At 39.3% G+C, this 18,724-nt stretch carries 17 protein-coding genes and 1 pseudogene; 10 read left to right on the top strand and 8 right to left on the bottom strand.

Going from position 1 to position 18,724, the window contains the following annotated elements; genetic code table 11:
• Positions 1-36: 36 nt before the first annotated feature.
• Entirely contained in the window at positions 37-819 is a 783-nt protein-coding gene (gene tcdA, locus DS885_RS16310; protein WP_113820461.1) for a tRNA cyclic N6-threonylcarbamoyladenosine(37) synthase TcdA, read from the bottom strand.
• Between the two features lie 269 nt (positions 820-1,088).
• Here tcdA and DS885_RS16315 point away from each other — a divergent pair, with 269 nt between their 5' ends.
• From DS885_RS16315 to DS885_RS16330, 4 genes are all read left to right on the top strand, one after another.
• The gene (locus DS885_RS16315; protein ID WP_113820462.1) at positions 1,089-1,763 is read left to right on the top strand and encodes a spondin domain-containing protein; all 675 of its coding nucleotides are present in this window, start codon (positions 1,089-1,091) and stop codon (positions 1,761-1,763) included.
• Positions 1,764-1,771: 8 nt separating this feature from the next.
• Positions 1,772-2,485 carry a spondin domain-containing protein gene (locus tag DS885_RS16320; protein ID WP_113820463.1) on the top strand — a complete coding sequence of 238 codons (714 nt, stop codon included), beginning with the start codon at positions 1,772-1,774 and terminating at the stop codon, positions 2,483-2,485.
• A gap of 67 nt (positions 2,486-2,552) precedes the next feature.
• Positions 2,553-3,290 (top strand): response regulator transcription factor, encoded by a 738-nt coding sequence (locus DS885_RS16325; RefSeq protein WP_113820464.1) that lies wholly within the window; start codon positions 2,553-2,555, stop codon positions 3,288-3,290.
• The gene (locus DS885_RS16330; protein ID WP_113820465.1) at positions 3,290-4,765 is read left to right on the top strand and encodes a sensor histidine kinase; all 1,476 of its coding nucleotides are present in this window, start codon (positions 3,290-3,292) and stop codon (positions 4,763-4,765) included. Before DS885_RS16325 ends, DS885_RS16330 begins: the two co-directional genes overlap by 1 nt.
• Positions 4,766-4,845: 80 nt before the next feature.
• Here DS885_RS16330 and DS885_RS17950 read toward each other — a convergent pair whose 3' ends face one another.
• The 3 genes and pseudogenes from DS885_RS17950 to ilvC form a co-directional block, all read right to left on the bottom strand.
• Positions 4,846-5,280, bottom strand: coding sequence for a methyl-accepting chemotaxis protein (locus DS885_RS17950; RefSeq protein WP_413694355.1), 435 nt, complete (start codon positions 5,278-5,280; stop codon positions 4,846-4,848).
• Positions 5,281-5,388: 108 nt separating this feature from the next.
• Positions 5,389-6,168 (bottom strand): annotated as a pseudogene (locus tag DS885_RS17955) (PAS domain-containing protein); the annotation flags it as partial.
• A gap of 661 nt (positions 6,169-6,829) precedes the next feature.
• The gene (ilvC, locus tag DS885_RS16340) at positions 6,830-8,314 is read right to left on the bottom strand and encodes a ketol-acid reductoisomerase (protein WP_113820467.1); all 1,485 of its coding nucleotides are present in this window, start codon (positions 8,312-8,314) and stop codon (positions 6,830-6,832) included.
• A gap of 302 nt (positions 8,315-8,616) precedes the next feature.
• Here ilvC and DS885_RS16345 point away from each other — a divergent pair, with 302 nt between their 5' ends.
• From DS885_RS16345 to DS885_RS16360, 4 genes are all read left to right on the top strand, one after another.
• Positions 8,617-9,498, top strand: a complete 882-nt coding sequence (locus tag DS885_RS16345) for a sulfurtransferase (protein WP_113820468.1) — start codon at positions 8,617-8,619, stop codon at positions 9,496-9,498.
• Positions 9,488-10,369 carry an HTH-type transcriptional activator IlvY gene (gene ilvY / locus DS885_RS16350; protein ID WP_113820469.1) on the top strand — a complete coding sequence of 294 codons (882 nt, stop codon included), beginning with the start codon at positions 9,488-9,490 and terminating at the stop codon, positions 10,367-10,369. The genes DS885_RS16345 and ilvY overlap by 11 nt, the downstream gene beginning before the upstream one ends.
• A gap of 93 nt (positions 10,370-10,462) precedes the next feature.
• On the top strand, positions 10,463-10,726 hold the full coding sequence (gene ubiK, locus DS885_RS16355; RefSeq protein ID WP_113820470.1) for a ubiquinone biosynthesis accessory factor UbiK: 264 nt from the start codon (positions 10,463-10,465) through the stop codon (positions 10,724-10,726).
• Positions 10,727-10,734: 8 nt separating this feature from the next.
• Positions 10,735-11,124, top strand: a complete 390-nt coding sequence (locus DS885_RS16360; RefSeq protein WP_113820471.1) for a DUF2750 domain-containing protein — start codon at positions 10,735-10,737, stop codon at positions 11,122-11,124.
• Positions 11,125-11,363: 239 nt separating this feature from the next.
• Here the strand turns inward: DS885_RS16360 and rraB are convergent, their stop codons facing one another.
• From rraB to hemL, 4 genes are all read right to left on the bottom strand, one after another.
• Positions 11,364-11,729: a ribonuclease E inhibitor RraB gene (gene rraB, locus DS885_RS16365; protein WP_113820472.1), complete on the bottom strand. Its 366-nt coding sequence runs from the start codon at positions 11,727-11,729 to the stop codon at positions 11,364-11,366.
• 75 nt (positions 11,730-11,804) lie between these two features.
• Complete coding sequence (locus tag DS885_RS16370; RefSeq protein WP_113820473.1) at positions 11,805-12,548, bottom strand: 1-acylglycerol-3-phosphate O-acyltransferase; 744 nt, start codon at positions 12,546-12,548, stop codon at positions 11,805-11,807.
• A gap of 3 nt (positions 12,549-12,551) precedes the next feature.
• Positions 12,552-14,831, bottom strand: a complete 2,280-nt coding sequence (gene parC, locus DS885_RS16375) for a DNA topoisomerase IV subunit A (RefSeq protein WP_113820474.1) — start codon at positions 14,829-14,831, stop codon at positions 12,552-12,554.
• A 220-nt stretch (positions 14,832-15,051) separates the two neighbouring features.
• The gene (hemL, locus tag DS885_RS16380; RefSeq protein ID WP_113820475.1) at positions 15,052-16,329 is read right to left on the bottom strand and encodes a glutamate-1-semialdehyde 2,1-aminomutase; all 1,278 of its coding nucleotides are present in this window, start codon (positions 16,327-16,329) and stop codon (positions 15,052-15,054) included.
• Positions 16,330-16,539: 210 nt separating this feature from the next.
• On the opposite strand from hemL, the gene clcA reads away from it, so the two are divergent.
• Together clcA and DS885_RS16390 are read left to right on the top strand one after the other, a co-directional pair.
• Positions 16,540-17,964: a H(+)/Cl(-) exchange transporter ClcA gene (gene clcA, locus DS885_RS16385; RefSeq protein WP_113820476.1), complete on the top strand. Its 1,425-nt coding sequence runs from the start codon at positions 16,540-16,542 to the stop codon at positions 17,962-17,964.
• A 10-nt stretch (positions 17,965-17,974) separates the two neighbouring features.
• Positions 17,975-18,685, top strand: coding sequence for a DUF6776 family protein (locus DS885_RS16390; protein ID WP_113820477.1), 711 nt, complete (start codon positions 17,975-17,977; stop codon positions 18,683-18,685).
• The last annotated feature ends 39 nt before the right edge of the window (positions 18,686-18,724 follow it).

An 18,724-nucleotide genomic window follows, 5' to 3' on the forward strand; every position in this document is an offset into this window, starting at 1 on the left:
TAATACAATTGGTATTAACTGTGAAAATTAAAAGCGCTAGGCTTTCTCAGCAATTTTCTTCAGCATAAATGATGTACCAACAAAAGCAAAGCTAGCAGTAACCATGGTTGATGCACCAAAACCACTGGCACAATCCATCTTCATATTACCGTCTGATTCAGCTTTCTCTTTACACACTTCCCCGTTTAAATCTGGGTAACTTAACTGCTCAGTAGAAAACACGCAGTTAATTCTGAATTTACGTTTAGGGTTTGTTGTAAAGTTAAAGTGGCGGCGTAATTCTGAACGCACTTTAGCAGCTAAAGGGTCTTGAATCGTACGTGCTAAGTCAGTGACTTGAATTTGTGTTGGGTCTAACTGTCCACCTGCGCCACCACAGGTTAATAATGGGTATTTATTACGCTTACAATGCGCCACTAACGCGACTTTTGCATGGATACTATCAATGGCATCAAAGATGTAATCCATATTGCTATTTAAATAATCAAAGCAGTTTTGTTTATCAATAAAATCATCAATACAGTTAACGATAATATCTGGGTTGATCTGTTTACAGCGAGCAGCCATCACATCAATTTTTTGTTGGCCAACGGTGTCCGCTAACGCATGGACTTGACGGTTAGTATTAGTCACACATAAATCGTCCATATCGATTAAGGTAATTTGACCAATACCTGAGCGTGCTAATGATTCTACTACCCACGATCCGACACCACCAATCCCAACCACACAGACATGGCTGTCTTTAAATTTGTTTAATGCACGTGTGCCATATAAGCGTTTAATGCCACCAAAGCGGTTTTCATATTGTTCGTTCATGGGTAACTCATGTTGATTTTGGAAGCAGGATTATACTGCCTGTTATTGAATATGCAAAAAACAGTATTGATTTTCCAGCTAAGAAAGGAAGCATTTCACCTACTTATTATAAATAACTACCTGTTTATCAATTAGTTTGATCAAAGTATAAGAATGCGAATATTTCACAACAAAATAGTGAATATTGCGTGATAAGTTCGTGATATCTACTCGCCATACTCTCTTCATCAACTAAGCACACTTAACTTAAGATAAAAGGGAGTTTCAACATGACAAACAAGCATTTTATTACGGCTGGACTTTTGGGGCTATTTTCGGCAACCACTCAAGCACAAGATTTAACGGTTACTGTCACTAACTTAACGCATAATATCTATTTCACTCCAATTGTTGCGGGCGCACATGATTCAGCGACTGAAATCTTTGAAACCACCACAGCGGCAACAGCCGAGTTAGAGGAGTTAGCAGAAGGTGGTGATATCTCTGGTGTAAGTAGTATCTTAGGTAATGCGGGTGCAGATGTTATTGAAAATCCTGCTGATGGTTTATTAGCATCAGGTGAATCCACTAGTTTTGTATTAAGTAATTCAAGTGGTAACGATTACCTATCTGTTGCCGCTATGATGCTTCCAACCAATGATGCCTTTATTGGTTTAGATAGCTGGGAGATCCCAAGTGAAGCCGGTACTTACACTGTTTTCTTGAATGCTTATGATGCAGGAACAGAAGCCAATGATGAATTAGCGGCAAGTATCCCAGCCTTTCCTGGTGGTGATGCAGGTTCAGGCGGTTCAGGTGTGACAACAGAAATCAGCAATGCAACTGTGCATATTCACCCTGGTGTTGTGGGGGATGATGATGCGGAAGGTGGCATTAGTGATTTAGACAATAGTTCACATCGTTGGTTAAACCCTGTTGCTAAATTGACTGTCGTTGTTGAATAGGAGGCTTTATGAGTAAATTTGCTAAAGTCACTATAGCAACCCTTGGCGGGTTAGCGTTAGCAGCATGTAATGATGACTCTGATACAGTGACTATAATTGAAACACCCGTAGAGTATGAAGTGGTATTAAAGAACCTAACCAATGGTCAGCCTATTTCACCACCATCATTACTCTTACACAATACTGGCGCGCTGTTTACCGTTGGTGAATCTGCTTCTGAGGCACTAGAGCTATTAGCAGAATCAGGGGATGCGAGTGAAATATTAAGTGACACTAGCTTTATTCTCAGTTCAGCGAGTGCTAGTGGCGGTATTACCTATGGTACATCTACCTCAATTACAGTGAGTTACACCGATAATGTAAAATATTTATCATTTGTTAGCATGTTAGGAAATAGTAATGATGCTTTCACCGGTCTTAACCAAGTGGACTTAACAGATTTAGCGCTGAATGATTCAGTCACCTACCAAACAGTGGCTTATGATGCAGGTACTGAAGCAAATACAGAAACGGCTGATACTGTACCAGGTCCAGCTTCTAACGCAGCCTCTTCGGATGGGACTGCTGGCGAAGCCTTTAATGCTGAACGAGATGATATAGATATAGTGACAATGCACCCAGGGATTGTGAGTAGTGATGATGGTTTAACTACATCGGCGTTAACTTACCAACAGAAATTCGATAACCCTGTTATGTCAGTTACCATCACTCGTACCAGGTAAACTAGTGTGACTTATTGATTGTTAACCGCTTTAACCTTCAATAAGTCTCTTTCTTAGAGAGTTGAAAATGGCAGATAGTATTTTAATCGTAGAAGATGACCAAGACATTGCAGAGTTAATTAAGGTGAATATGGAGGATCTTGGTTTAGCAGTAACACATTGTGATAATGGCGAAGATGCGATTAAACAAGCTTTAGAAAATGATTACTCATTATTAATGTTAGACCTGAATTTACCTGGCTGTAGTGGTTTAGATGTTTGTCGTAAAGTCAGAGAGAGTAAACCTGCTCAAGCAATCTTAATGCTTACCGCAAGAACCTCAGAATTAGATCGTGTCCTAGGCTTAGAGTTAGGGGCCGATGATTATATGGCGAAACCCTTCAGCGTAAGAGAGTTACAAGCACGTGTACATGCCTTACTACGCCGTGTTCATCTTTTACAAAATAACCAAACTCAAGAGCCGGTAGCCGATAACAGCGTTATTTGTCATGGCCAATTAATGATTAACCAGCGCACCCATGAAGTGGTGTTGCGTGAACAGAGTTTAGAGTTAACCTCCACTGAATTTGACCTATTGAGCTTTATGGCTCAACACCCTGGGCAAGTATTCTCACGTACACAACTATTGGATAAAGTGTGGGGTTATCAGCATAGTGGTTATGAGCACACTGTAAATTCACATATTAATCGTCTTCGTAACAAGTTAGTGGCTGGTCAACCTAATTCAAATAACAAAGTATTCCCACATATCATCCAAACCGTTTTTGGTGTGGGTTATAAGTTTAGTCCGGAAGGTGTCGCTTAATGAAGGTGTCCCTTTATCAACGCATGACTCTAGCTTTAGTACTGCTGTTTATTGCCATCACCTGTGTAGTTTCTTGGTGGACTAAGACTTTAGAAAAAAGCTCTCATCACGAAGCGGAGCAGCGTCTTCATCTAGAACTTGCTGAACATTTAGGTCACGATAACCCATTATTAAAAGAGGGGGTTTATGACAAAGGTGCGCTTAAAAACCTGTTTCATAGCTTAATGATTTTAGGGCCTAGTTTTGAATTTTATTTTATTTCTCCAAGTGGCCAATTAGTTAGCTACTCTGCTGAAAAGAGTGCAATAAAGCGCCAACAGATTAATGTGGCACCCTTAGTGGATTTTATCAATCGTAAAAAATCATTGCCTATTTATGGTGATGATCCTCGTGATAGTAATCAGCAGAAAATATTCTCTGCGGCACCTATTTATAACGATGAAAACCTACAAGGGTATTTATATGTGATCATTGGAGGTCAAGCCTATGACTCCGCTTTTGCTGATGTAGAGTCTGATTTACTGCGCTCGCAATCGGTTATTTTTATATTAGCTGTGGTGGTCGCTTTCTTTTTAGTATCGATCATCTTATTACGTATTTTAACTAATCCTTTAAAACAGTTGACCAATAATATCCGTGCTTTTAAAAAAGCCGGATTTGAAAAGAACAAAGTAGAGTTGCAACAGTGGCCTGCTGCAAAACATAACGAGATCCATGAACTCGGTGATGCTTTTAATGAGATGGCTGAACAAATTAATTATCAATTTGTACAACTGCAATCCATTGATAAAACCAGAAGAGAGATGTTAACGGATCTTTCTCACGACTTACGTACACCCTTGGCGGCTTTACAAGGTTACTTAGAAACCATTAAGTTACGTGGTGATGCTTTAGATAAAGAGCAACATCTGCGCTTTATTGACATAGCGTTTAAAAATGCCAATCAATTAAAAAAGCTGGTGGATCAAATTTTTGAATTAGCACATCTAGATGGTGGGCAGGTTACCTTACAATTGGAAACCTTCCCGTTACCTGAGTTGTTGCATGACATTGTGGCTAAGTTTCAACATCGTTTGCAAGATAAACAATTGAAGCTAAACATTGCCCCTGAGCATTGTGATTATATGGTGTACACGGATATTGGTAAATTGGAGCGAGTGTTAAGTAACTTGATTGATAATGCCATTCGTCATAGTCATCAGGGCGGTTGTATCAGTATTGCAGTGAACGAAGAGGATAACAACAAGTTACATCTTACGCTCAGCGATAATGGAACTGGGATTCATGAGCATGAATTAGCTTATATCTTTGATGCACGTTACCGTGCAAGTAATGCCATCTTCGATAAAAAAGAACATGGTGGTTTAGGGTTAGCAATCACCCAAAAGTTATTACGTTTATTACACTCTGAGATTCGTGTAGAAAGCCAAATCGGCAAAGGTACTTCTTTTCATTTTTGCCTAAACAGAAGCTAACTCCCCCTTTAAGCATGCCACTTTCCTACCAGTGCTTACGTTTATATTTGCCGTAAGCACTGTTTTTTTATTGATGATTTTTACTTAACACGAACATTTTCATTGAAGTGCTCAATGGCTTCAACCACTCGTGTTGCACCATTTTGTATATCTTCCATAGTGATACCAGCTTCTGTTGAAAACTCTAAAGCATTGCTTACTTCTCTTTTACATTGGTCTATTAAACTCACAGCCTCTGCCATTTGTTGCACGTTATCGTTGACCACTTTACTGATCTCTTCAGTGGTGGTGTTGGTGCGTGAGGCTAGGCTTCTTACTTCATCTGCAACCACTGCAAAACCACGGCCTTGTTCACCAGCTCGAGCCGCTTCAATCGCAGCATTAAGTGCTAATAAATTAGTTTGTTCTGCAATGCCTTTTACACTGCCTGCTAGGTTACTAATATGTTCTGAATGCACATTTAAAAACTTAATGTTTTCACTGACTTTTTCCATTTGCTCCGTTAACTGCTGCATACCATTGATGGTATCTTGAATAATGCCTTTACACTTCTCCGATTGATCCTGTGTTTCACCTGAGACTTGGTGAGCTATTTGTGAGGCTTCAATGGCGGCTTGTTCCTGCTCTATTTGTGAGGTAATTAAGGTCGCAAATTTAATGATTTTATAGAGTTCACCACGGTCATTATGAATTGGATTATAGGACGCTTCTAACCAGATTTCTCGACCACCACTATCAATGCGTTTAAAGCGGTTAGAGACCGCTTCACCACTGCCTAGTTTTTCCCAGAATAGACGGTACTCATCAGTGCTTGTTTCTGCAGGGTCACAGAACATACGGTGATGCTGCCCTTGAATCTCATCTAGGCGATAACCCATGCCTTGTAAAAAGTTACTGTTGGCTGTGATCACTTCGCCGGTAGGTGTAAACTCAATAGTAGACATAGAGCGATTTATAGCCGCTAATGTGTCTTGTTGTTGACGTGAGTGTTCGATAGTACGTGTTAATTCAGTACAGAAAACCACAAATGAAGCTAAATTATTTTGCTCATCTACAATCGGTTCAATTATGGATCTAAGCCAAGTCAATTCCCCATTGCTTTTATCTGCTTGCACGGCGCCGTGCCAACTATTACCTGAGAGTAATGCTGCTTTTAAAGCCTTAAAATGGGCTGTATCTCGGTAGTGTTCTGGTACCATTTCTGTGAAATGTTTGCCTTCAATGTCATTGATCTTGAAACCTAACTCCGTTTCTGTCATATCGTTGATAGCTGTTATCTTCCCGCTTTTATCCAACTCAAAATGAATCATATCTTCTTTAAGGCTTTGGCCAACCTGTTTAAGAATAAATAGTTCGTCCTGAAGTTTTTTATTTTCTTCCTTTAATGCTTTGCTCTTAAACATGTACTTGCTCTCTAAAAAGTTGTTTATAAAAAATACATTATGGATAAGAGTGTAGTTAATTTAAGTAAAAAGTGGTAATTAAATGATGATTAATTAGTGTTTTAGAGGGGGAATAAATGAATTTATTTAAAAGATAGCTTCCATCTCTTTTGTGTTTTCATCGCGTACGTAATTTCTTTACTTTATAACAGACACAAAAAAGCCAAGCTAAATGTTTGGCTTAAAATCTTTAAGTTTATCTAAAAATATTAGTTAGATGCTTCAACGATAGTTTTCATCTCTTTCGTGTTTTCATCACGTACGTAATTTCTTTACTTTTATAACAGATATAAAAAAGCCAAGCTAAATGCTTGGCTTATAATATCTTAAAGCTAATTAACTAAAAATTAGTTAGATGCTTCAACGGTAGTTTTCATATCTTTCGTGTTTTCATCACGTACGTAATTTCTTTACTTTATAACAGATATAAAAAAAGCCAAGCTAAATGCTTGGCTTATAATATCTTAAAGCTAATTAACTAAAAATTAGTTAGATGCTTCAACGATAGCTTCCATCTCTTTTGTATTTTCATCGCGTACGTAATTTCTTTACTTTATAACAGATATAAAAAAGCCAAGCTAAATGCTTGGCTTATAATATCTTAAAGCTAATTAACTAAAAATTAGTTAGATGCTTCAACGATTGTTTTCATATCTTTCATGTAACCGCGTAGTTTCTTACCTACGATTTCTACTGGGTGGTTACGAATCTCTTCGTTGATTTCGATTAAGCGAGCGTTATCAACAGAGTTAGATTTAACTGTTAATGCTTTACCTAGGAACTCAGGGTTCATTGCTTTAACGAAGTCTGCAAGTAGTGGTTTTGCAGCGTGGTCAAATAGGTAACAACCGTACTCAGCTGTATCAGAGATAACAACGTTCATTTCGTAAAGTTTCTTACGAGCGATGGTGTTAGCGATTAGTGGCGTTTCATGAAGAGACTCGTAGTATGCAGACTCTTCGATGATACCTGATGCAGTCATTGCTTCAAATGCAAGTTCAACACCTGCTTTGATCATTGCTACTAGGAAGATACCGTGGTCGTAGAACTCTTGCTCATCGATTTCCATGTCACCAGCTGGTTGTTTTTCAAAACCAGTTTCAGCTGTTGCTGCACGCCATTTAAGTAGGTTAACGTCATCGTTAGCCCAGTCAGCCATCATAGTTGCAGAGAATTCACCTTCAATGATGTCATCCATGTGCTTGTTGAATAGCGGACGTAGGATATCTTTAAGTTCTAAAGACATATCGAATGCTTTGATTTTAGCAGGGTTAGATAGACGATCCATCATGTTAGTGATACCGCCGTATTTAAGACCTTCAGTTACAGTTTCCCAACCGTATTGAATTAGTTTTGAAGCGTATGCTGGCTCAAGGCCGTCAGCAACCATTTTTTCAAAACCTAAGATTGCGCCAGTTTGTAACATACCACATAAGATAGTTTGCTCACCCATTAGGTCAGATTTAACTTCAGCAACAAAAGAAGACATAAGAACACCAGCACGGTCACCACCAGTAGCAGATGCGTATGCTTTAGCCCATGCTAAACCGTGGTTTTGTGGGTCATTTGCAGGGTGAACAGCGATTAGTGTTGGTACACCGAAACCACGTTTGTATTCTTCACGTACTTCAGAACCAGGACATTTAGGTGCACACATGATAACAGTGATATCTTCACGTACTTGCATACCTTCTTCAACGATGTTGAAACCGTGAGAGTAAGCTAGTGTAGAACCTTCTTTCATTAATGGCATTACTGCACCAACAACCGCTGTGTGTTGTTTGTCAGGAGTTAGGTTACATAGTAAGTCAGCTTGTGGAATTAGCTCTTCGTAAGTACCAACTGTGAAACCATTTTCAGTTGCATTTTTCCAAGATTGACGTTTTTCAGCGATTGCTTCAGCACGTAATGTGTAAGAAACGTCAAGACCTGAGTCACGCATGTTAAGACCTTGGTTAAGACCTTGCGCACCACAACCGATGATAACTACTTTTTTGCCTTTTAATGCTTCACAACCGTCAGCAAATTCGCTGCGATCCATAAAACGACATTGACCTAGTTGATGTAACTTCTCACGTAGAGGAAGAGTATTAAAGTAGTTAGCCATGTTAGCTGCACTCCGAAATAAATTAATAGGGGAAATGACATTTTAATAAGGGGTCATTTGAATTCGGGAGTCACTATAACGCATATCGAGTATTGCGCAAAATGATATATTAGCAATGTTACGTTGCGTTAAATGAAATGATACAATGGCAGTATTGCATTTAGTGAAGTGAATCTTACTTTTATCATACAAATGTGAGCATCACGATATCATGAAGGTTATTTTGCGATTATGATGTATTTTTTAATGGTCCACTTACTATTGTCTTTATTTGTTAACTTATTGTATAAAAAGGAGTTTATATGCCTTCACTGGTGTTGCCAGGAGAGTTAGTCTCTAGCCAATGGTTAGCAGAACATAGAGACCACCCCGATTTAATCTTGCTAGATGCCAGTTGGCACATGCCATTAACGCAACGTAACGGTTATCAAGAATGGTTAAATGAACGTATCGATAACGCGCAATTTTTTGATTTTGATCGTGAAGTTTGTGATCAAGAGTCAGCTTTTCCACATATGATGCCTACCCCACAACATTTTGAATTATCTGCTCAGCTACTAGGTATCAACAATAATAGCGTGATTGTGGTTTATGATAGTTTAGGGATTTTCTCTAGTCCGCGTGTTTGGTGGATGTTTAAAACCATGGGCTTCAACCATGTGGCAGTATTAGATGGTGGTTTACCTGCATGGAAAGAGGCGGGGTTACCTTTGAATATTCAACCACCACAAAAAGTAGCTCATCAAGGAGATTTTAAAGCGGTTTATCATGCCGACTTAATCAGTGATACCGAGCAAGTTGTTGATGCTATAAAAGATAAACAAGTAGCAATCATTGATGCGAGAGCAAGAAATCGCTTTTTAGGGGAAGTACCTGAGGCACGTAAAGGGTTGCGATCTGGTCATATGCCAACGGCAATTAATTTACCGATCAGCGAAGTGTTACATAACCAAACCATGAAAAATGCCTATCAACTAGCACAAATATTTGAAGCATTAATGCCACAAAAACAGCGCATGGTATTTAGTTGTGGTTCAGGTGTAACTGCCTGCATTCTTGCCTTAGCGGCTAAGTTAGCGGGGTACGATGCATTAAGTGTTTATGATGGATCCTGGAGCGAGTGGGGCGCGAATCAAACCCTGCCTGTAGTACAATCAAAACAAAGTACTAGTCATGGACACTAAATCACTACAAATTTTTGTGCATTTAAGTCAAAGCCTGCATTTCTCTAAAACCGCATTGGCGATGCACGTTAGCCCCTCTACGTTAAGTCGTTTAATTCAGCGTTTAGAGGATGAGTTAGGGGCGAGTTTATTAATTCGTGATAATCGCTCTGTTGTATTAACCGATGCGGGTGTGGCGTTTAAGCAATTTGCACTACAGCAAATTGAGCAATGGGAATTATTAAAGCACTCTATTTTAAAAGACACCAATGAATTAGAAGGTGAGATTAATCTATATTGCTCAGTAACTGCTGCTTACAGTCATTTACCACCAATATTAGAACGTTTTAGACGTAACCATCCACATGTCGATATTAAGCTGACTACCGGTGACAGCGCGGTGGCTATTGAACAAGTGATGCAACATCAGGTGGACTTTGCAATCACCGCTTACCCTGATAATTTTCCTAACCGAATGCATTTTATTCCTTTGGCTGAAATTCCTTTGTCATTAATTGCCCCAACAATTCCTTGTGCAGTGACTAAATTAATTACTCATTCACCGATTGATTGGAAACATATCCCTTTTATCTTGCCTGAGCACGGTGCTATCAGACGCCGTTTTGATACCTGGTTTCGCTCTAATAAAGTAGGTAAACCACATATTTATGCCAAAGTGGCCGGGCATGAAGCGTTAATTAGCATGGTTGCACTTGGTTGCGGGGTTGGTGTTGCACCGGATGTGGTAGTGGAAAATAGTCCCGTGCGAGACCGTGTACAAAGTTTGTCTTATGACGGAGAGTTAGCTTCTTTTAATCTAGGTGTATGTTGTTATAAAAATCGATTAAATGAACCTTTAATCGAAGCCTTTTTAAATTGCGTAGAAGCTTAATCATTTCCTAACTAAAACCAAGTTTGTTTATATTCCCATAGAATTTATTCGGGGTGAGGTTTACAATGCGTTAATAATTGAAGGAGCTTTTTTATGTTAAATCCACAGAAGTTAGAAGAAATCGCAAAGCAAGTAAGTGACGCAATGCCTGAAGGTGTAAAAAGCTTTGGTAATGAAATTGATCGTAAAATCAAACAAGTGTTACAAGCACAGTTAGGCAAACTAGATATGGTAAGCCGTGAAGAGTTTGATGTACAAACACAAGTATTACTTCGCACTCGTGAAAAACTTAATGCAATGGAAGCAAAATTTGCTGAGTTAGAAAAGAAATTAGATGCATCGAGCGAAGACAAGTAGAGAGTAGAATGAAAGAACAATATTTAAAGAATGCTGAGCTATTTGTTGAGCAAGTTGCCGAGCAAGGTGAGTTATTTGGTTTATTTGATGAAAACCAAGGTTGGGCAAACTGCCATGCACATGATAATAAAGACGCGACTGCCGTTTATCTTTTTTGGTCTGATGCAAAACAAGCGGCTAAATTACAAAATGAAGAGTGGGCTGACTACCAAGTACAAAGCATCGCATTGGACGTTTTTTTTGAATCTTGGTTAGATGGCATGCAAAAACAACAAGTGTTTGCAGGCGTTAACTGGGACCAAGAGTTGTGTGGTTTAGAAATTGAAGCAATGGTACTTAAAAATGCGTTAGTGGAAAACTTTCAACAAAAAGAGGTTGAAACTGCTGAAGCAGAATAACTCTATTTAGTATTATATATAAAAAAACCAAGCTATTAGCTTGGTTTTTTTATATCAGCGATAGTAATAATCGATATTATACCAATTGTATTAAATAACTGATCTAAATTTTGCGCCGGAAAAATGGCTTAGTTTGAGGCGTAAGTTGATGTAAATGGTTGTTCCCTATACGAAACTTACAACGAAAAAATAAGTTGTTTTAACAAGTAAAATAGATCAGTTACTTACTATGATTGGTATTACTCTTCTGGGTAAGTGCCCCAGCCGTCGTAATCGATACCAAAAGATTGTGCTAATGTCAGTAGTCTTTCCACATCTTCATAAATCGCTTCTTCATCAAGATTCATTTCAACTACCACGTCAAAACTTAAAATGATTGAACCATCTTCTAACTCTAATTCTTCTGGGTCGGTTACTTCATAACCCTTTTTAAAACACGCAACAGCGGCTTTCTCTAGGACATCAAAGTTGTCGCAAGAAAGGTGGTGTTCGATCATATAAATTGCATCTGGGTTACTACCATCTTCCAACACGGCTTCTACAATATCGGCAGTCTCTTCAGCAAACTCGGCTAATAGCTCTTCAAATGTAAGTTCTTCTGACATGTTTATCTCTTCTATATCAAGGTTTACGGTTGTGGCGTAGACCTGTTGCCAGCCACTCGTATCTGTACGTTTTAGTTAATCGCAACAACCTGGGTTGTTATCTGGGCGGTTAACTTCTTTATTAAGTTGTTTGTATTTCGCTAGCATTATCTCATGAGAGTCATTCATTAAACGGCGAATTTCACGTTTTTTGTATTGAGTAATATCAATCGGCTCTAACATCTCAACAATTACTTCACCGTTGTCCCAACGATTTAGTTTAACTTGATCATGTGTGTTTGAAATAACGGTAGGTACTACGTTAACACCCGCTTGCAGTGCCGTATGGAAAGCCCCCATTTTAAATGGCATTAAACCACGGCCTCGGCTACGGGTTCCCTCTGGGAAAATCCATACCGCTAGGTCTTTTGCACGCATCTGATTAACCACGTCAGTAATGGTGTTTTTTGATTTATCTTTATTATCTCGGTCAATTAAGATGTTACCGGTTAACCAGTAGATAATGCCAAAGAAAGGCACTAACACTAAGCTCTTTTTGCCAATAGTAACTGAGCCAGGTTGAACAGCACCCGTAGTGGTTACCATATCGTAGTTATTTTGGTGATTTGCAATATACACCACTGAGCCATTATTTTTAGCACTTTCAGGTATTCTAATGGTGACTTTTAAGCCCACTAAACGTGACATTTTGCTAAATAGCATAGCAAAGTGGTAAGTATTTTTAGGGTTACGTGGACTCAAAATGCAGTAAAACAGTGAGTACACGCTCATTAAAATAACGACAGCAATAATTAAAATTGCTCTGATAATAAATAACATAGTTTATGAATTCTCTTCTTGTTCAGGTTCAGAGGTGATGATTTCAATATTATCAACGCGCTGCAATCCACGTGGTAATTTATTACCGCGACGACCACGCTCACCTTGATAATGGGCTAAATCATTTGGTTTAAGGGTGAGCTTGCGTTTCCCTGCATGAAGGGTGACTGCACTCTCTGGTGATATAATTTTCAGCATAGTAACAAACTCTTCTCGTTTAGTCGCTTTTGCTGTCATGATGTTAATCATCTTGTTACCTTTACCTTTACTTAAACTTGGCAGGCTAGCAACAGGGAAGATCAACATACGGCCTTCATTACTAATAGTTAAACACAAATCATCTTTATTATTAGACAGTTTCTGTGGTGCGATAAGCTGTGCGTTAGTGGTTAAGTTGATTAACGCTTTACCATTTTTGTTACGGCTATTAATGTCGCTTAGATTAGCAATAAAACCATAACCGTGGTCACTGCTGATAATATAACGATCTGTTTCATCACCCATTAATACACAGGCAAAAGGCACGTTTTCATTTTGATTAAAGCGACCAGTAAGTGGTTCACCTTGAGTACGTGCTGAAGGTAATGAATGCGCATCAAGCGAATATACTCGCCCAGAGGTATCAATGAATAAACAGCTTTGATTACTCTTACCTTGGCAGCTGGTTAAATACTCGTCACCCGCTTTAAAGCTTAATGCTTGTGGGTCAACATCATGACCTTTTGCACTTCGCACCCAACCTTGGGTTGATAATACGACAGTTACTGATTCACTTGGCATTAATTCTTTTTCAGTTAAAGCTTTAGCTTCTTCTCTTTCCACCATAGGCGAGCGACGATCATCGCCATACTTTTCAGCGTCAGCTTTGATCTCTTTTTTCACTAAGGTATTAAGACGACGGTCTGAACCAAGTAATAACTCTAATTTCTTCTGCTCTTCCGATAGTTCAGCCATTTCACCACGGATTTGAATCTCTTCAAGCTTAGCTAATTGACGTAATTTGATTTCTAAAATAGCGTGTGCTTGTGTTTCAGATAAGTCATAGCGTGATATCAATTCTGCTTTTGCATCATCGTAAGTACGGATGATTTCAATCACTTCATCAATATTTAAGTAAGCAACTAATAAGCCTTCTAAAATATGTACACGGGCTAATATTTTATCTAAGCGGTATTGTAAGCGGCGACGTACAGTATTACGACGATACACTAGCCATTCACTCAAAATAGTTACTAGCCCTTTTACACTAGGACGTTGGTTGAGCCCTAGCATGTTTAAGTTAACTTTATGGCTAACTTCTAAATCAGTAGAAGCAAATAGATGATTCATTAAGGCTTCGATATCAATACGATTTGAGCGAGGAATGATAACTAAGCGAGTTGGGTTTTCATGGTCAGATTCATCACGTAAATCTGCCACCATCGGCAGTTTTTTATCCTGCATCTGTTTCGCGATATCTTTTAATATTTTACCGCCAGACACTCGATGAGGTAATGCTGTTACCACTATCTCGCCATTTTCTACGGCAAATACGGCGCGGCTTTTAAAGCTACCACGACCGGTTTTGTAGATATTGATAATCTCTTTACGTGGAGTAATGATCTCGGCCTCAGTAGGGTAATCTGGGCCTTGCACAAATTCCATCAAGTCTTCAAGTTGTGCTTTTGGATTGTCGATTAAGTGTAAACAAGCAGCAGCCACTTCACGGGCATTATGTGGCGGAATATCCGTAGCCATACCAACGGCAATACCTGAGATCCCATTTAATAGGATATGCGGTAAACGAGCAGGTAATAATTCAGGCTCTTTTAAGGTACCATCGAAGTTAGGTTTCCAATCTGTGGTGCCTTGTCCAATCTCTGATAGTAGTAGCTCAGAAAATGCAGATAAACGTGACTCTGTATAACGCATCGCGGCAAATGATTTTGGATCGTCGGGAGCACCCCAGTTGCCTTGACCATCAATCAATGGGTAACGGTATGAGAAAGGTTGAGCCATTAATACCATGGCTTCATAACAGGCACTGTCACCATGTGGGTGGTATTTACCTAATACGTCACCTACGGTACGTGCTGATTTTTTATATTTGGCTAAAGCAGATAACCCCAATTCAGACATCGCATACACGATACGTCGTTGAACAGGTTTTAAACCGTCACTGATATGCGGTAAGGCACGATCCATGATCACATACATGGAGTAGTTAAGGTAGGCATCTTCAGTAAATTTAGCGAGCGATAGTTGCTCAATGCCTTCTAAACTCATGTCTATGACTTCACTCATATTTTACAACCCTGTAATTAAAAATAACTAGTTAAAGGTAGAGTATACAGTAGTTGTATTGCAAGACAGAAATAGAAATGAATTTGTGTGGATGAAATATGGTGTTTTTTGCTTAAAAACAACGGTGAAGGTAAGAAAGAGGTGACTTTTTAGTGGTTAAAAGCAGATTAATCACTGTACTTGTATGAGTGAATAATCTGCTTTGGTATTTCTTTAAAATTTATAGTTGTGCAAAAGCTTTTTTAGCAGCGGCAATGGTATTGCTAATATCTTGGTCTGTATGTGCTAACGATAAGAAGCCCGCTTCAAAAGCTGAAGGTGCTAGGTAAACACCTTCTTCTAACATTAGGTGGAAGAATTTTTTAAATCGTTCTACATCACAAGCACACACTTGTTGGAAGTTAGTCACTTCAGCTTCTTCAGTAAAGAAGAAACCAAACATACCACCCGTGTAGTTAATGCTTAATGGAATACCTTCCTCTTTAGCAGCTTGTTTAAGGCCTTCGGCTAGTTGTTTCGTTTTGATTGCTAGTTGTTTATATTCAGGTGAATCAAGTGCGGTTAGTGACGCTAAGCCAGCATGCATGGCAATCGGGTTACCCGACAAAGTACCCGCTTGATAAACAGGGCCAGTTGGTGCGATAAATTGCATCACTTTATGACTACCGCCAAAAGCACCCACAGGCATACCGCCACCAATCACTTTACCAAGTGTGGTTAGGTCTGGTTTGATACTGTAATGGGCTTGTGCGCCACCTAATGCAACACGAAAACCTGTCATTACTTCATCAAAGATTAACAGTGCTTGGTATTGGTCACAAATGTCACGTAAGCCTTCCAGGAAACCTTCCACTGGCGGAATACAGTTCATGTTACCTGCTACTGGTTCAACGATGATACAAGCAATCTGCTCTGGGTATTCTTCAAATAAAGCTCTAACCGAAGCAAGGTCATTAAAGTTCGCGGTTAATGTGTGTTTTGCAAAATCAGCTGGGATTCCTGGCGAGCTTGGTTGGCCTAAAGTTAGTGCGCCTGAGCCTGCTTTTACTAACAAAGAATCAGCGTGACCATGGTAACAACCTTCAAACTTTAAGATTTTATCGCGATTAGTGTAACCACGGGCAAGACGAATTGCACTCATGGTTGCTTCTGTACCTGAGCTCACCATACGCACTTGTTGCATAGAAGGGACTAGTTGCTGCACTTTTTCAGCCATGGTGATTTCAATTTCAGTGGGTGCGCCGAAACTTAACCCATTTTCTGCTGCCTCAATCACAGCTTGTTTAATCGCAGGGTGGTTATGCCCTAAGATCATTGGGCCCCATGAGCCAACATAGTCAATATATTGTTTATCATCAACATCATAGATATAAGCATCTTGTGCTTTTTGTATAAATAATGGGCCGCCACCAACGCCATTAAATGCGCGAACCGGCGAGTTTACGCCACCGGGAATAATAGATTGTGCTCGATTAAATAACTCTGATGATTTGCTCATAATTTCCTATTAATGATTTTTAAAATGATTAAAACAGCAATATACCCATGAAAAAACAAGATGCAACTGAGAAAGTAGTTAGATCAGTGCTTTTTAACAGGGTTTCTTTGTAAAATCTTTGCTAACATGGCAGGAATAAGTCTACGAGTGACTATTCTTTTTATAATACTGGTTTTTTACCGCTTTTTTGCTTTAGGTTGTATCGCAATTATGAAAATAGCAGTGCCCATTGTGTTTGTTAATGGAATTAAAAGTTTCATTGATCGTTTCTTTACCCGTAAAAGTAGTGCGTTATTAATTTGGTTATCTGTTTTTATCGGGTTACTTGCTGGTAGTGTCTCTGCTTTATTTGACCATGGTATTATTTTAGTCTCTGAAATGCGCTTAGATTTTATTCACCGTTATGGTGAAGGTGATATTCCCCTTTGGTTAATTGCTATTCCTGTTTCCTCGATCATGGCCGCCACGGCTTTCTACATTACTCATCGTTTTGCCCCTGAAGCGGGCGGTAGTGGTATTCCAGAAATTGAAGGTGCCATGGAAGGAATGCGTCCAGTACGTTGGAGACGCGTTATCCCAGTCAAATTTATGGGTGGTTTGTTAGCCTTAGGCAGTGGTATGGCGCTGGGGCGAGAAGGACCGTCGGTGCAACTGGGCGCCAATGTCGGGCGTATGATTTCAGATATATTTAAAGTGAATAAAGTGGATGCACAAGCGTTACTAGCGGCAGGTGCTGCGGGTGGTTTAGCGGCTGCTTTTAATGCACCACTGGCTGGTATTATGTTTGTTATCGAAGAGATGCGTTCGCAGTTTAATTATAGTTTAACCTCTACTAAAAGTGTCTTCTTAAGTGCGGTGATGGCGACCATAGTGATGCGTCTATTTACAGATCAAGACGCGGTGGTAACCGTTACTCAATACTCTCATCCCGATTTACATACACTGGGTTTTTACCTTATTTTAGGTTTCTGCTTTGGTGTTATTGGCATCTATTTTAATAAAATGATTCTAGCTACGCAGGATATTTATCTTTCTATCCATAAAGGTCGTCGCTGGTATTTTGTTGGCATTGGTGCATTCCTTGGCGCTATCTTTGGGGCGTTATCGATTGTTGCGCCAGATGTTGCCTTTAGTGGTATTGAGTTGATACCACATGTTGAAGGTGGGCACTTCTTAGCCGGTGGATTATTACTTCTATTCTTAGTACGTACTTTTACCACTTTAATCAGTTTTGGTTCAGGCGCACCGGGTGGTGTATTTGCTCCAACACTGGCTTTAGGCACATTATTTGGTATGTTGTTTGGGGTTATTGCTCAAGCTTTATTCCCTGATTTAATCACTGAGCCTGGTGCATTTGCGATTGCTGGTATGGGCGGGCTATTTGCTGCAACAGTACGTGCTCCTATTACGGGAATATTATTGGTTATTGAGATGACCAGTAACTATGAAATGATTCTGCCATTAATTGTGACCTGTTTAGGGGCTACCATGGTGGCTCAAACATTAGGTGGACGACCTATCTATACGCAATTATTAGAAAGAACCTTAAAACTAGCTATGCGTGCTAAACGTCAAGAAGCAACAGATAAAGCGATGGGACGTGTTTCTGGTAAATACGCCAAGCAGGATAAGTAAGAAGAAAGTGATGAAGCAATTTAAAATAAGCTTTTTAAAATGGTTGGTGATCAGCCTGATCTGTATCTATTTTGGCTTTATGGTCGGTAAGTTTAAGCAGGATATTCTACAACATAAGGTGCAATCATTAGCCTTAGATGTAGAAAGCCTGACCTTAGAGAATACTCAACTCACTGAGCGTCTTAACCTAATACAAGCAGATTATAACTCTGAAAAACAAGTGCATAGCGTATTAGAAAAAGAAAACCTTACGTTGAATAATGCCTTAGATGCAAGCAACAACAAGCTGTATTTTTATGAGCAAGTGGTGGCGCCTGAACTGTCAAAAGCAGGGCTTAATATCTACTCCTTTGATGTTACTGCTGGTGAAGAGCAGGGGACCTGGTTATTTGAAGTGGTATTAATGCAAGGCCAAAAAGGGCGACATGAATTAAATGGCAAAGTTGAAATCACCTTTGCTAGTGCCGATGGCGATCAGAAAATCAGCTTAAAAGATCTTAATACCAATTTTGATTCTGCTTTTAAGTTTAAATACTTCCAGCACCTCAAAGGCAGTTTTACCTTGCCTGAACAAGCAACAGTTGAGCAAATTTTTGTGGTCGCTGAAGCTAAAGCGTCAAAATGGAGTCGTTCACAACGTATTGAAAAAGTATACGATTGGAAGAACTTTATTGAAGATGGGGCGACTTCTTTAGAAGAATTAGCGACTCAATCGGAATAACTAGCATAGATAAACTACTGCTAATACTTGAACAAACTA

This window comes from Psychromonas sp. B3M02 (genome assembly GCF_003318165.1).
Lineage (GTDB): Bacteria > Pseudomonadota > Gammaproteobacteria > Enterobacterales > Psychromonadaceae > Psychromonas.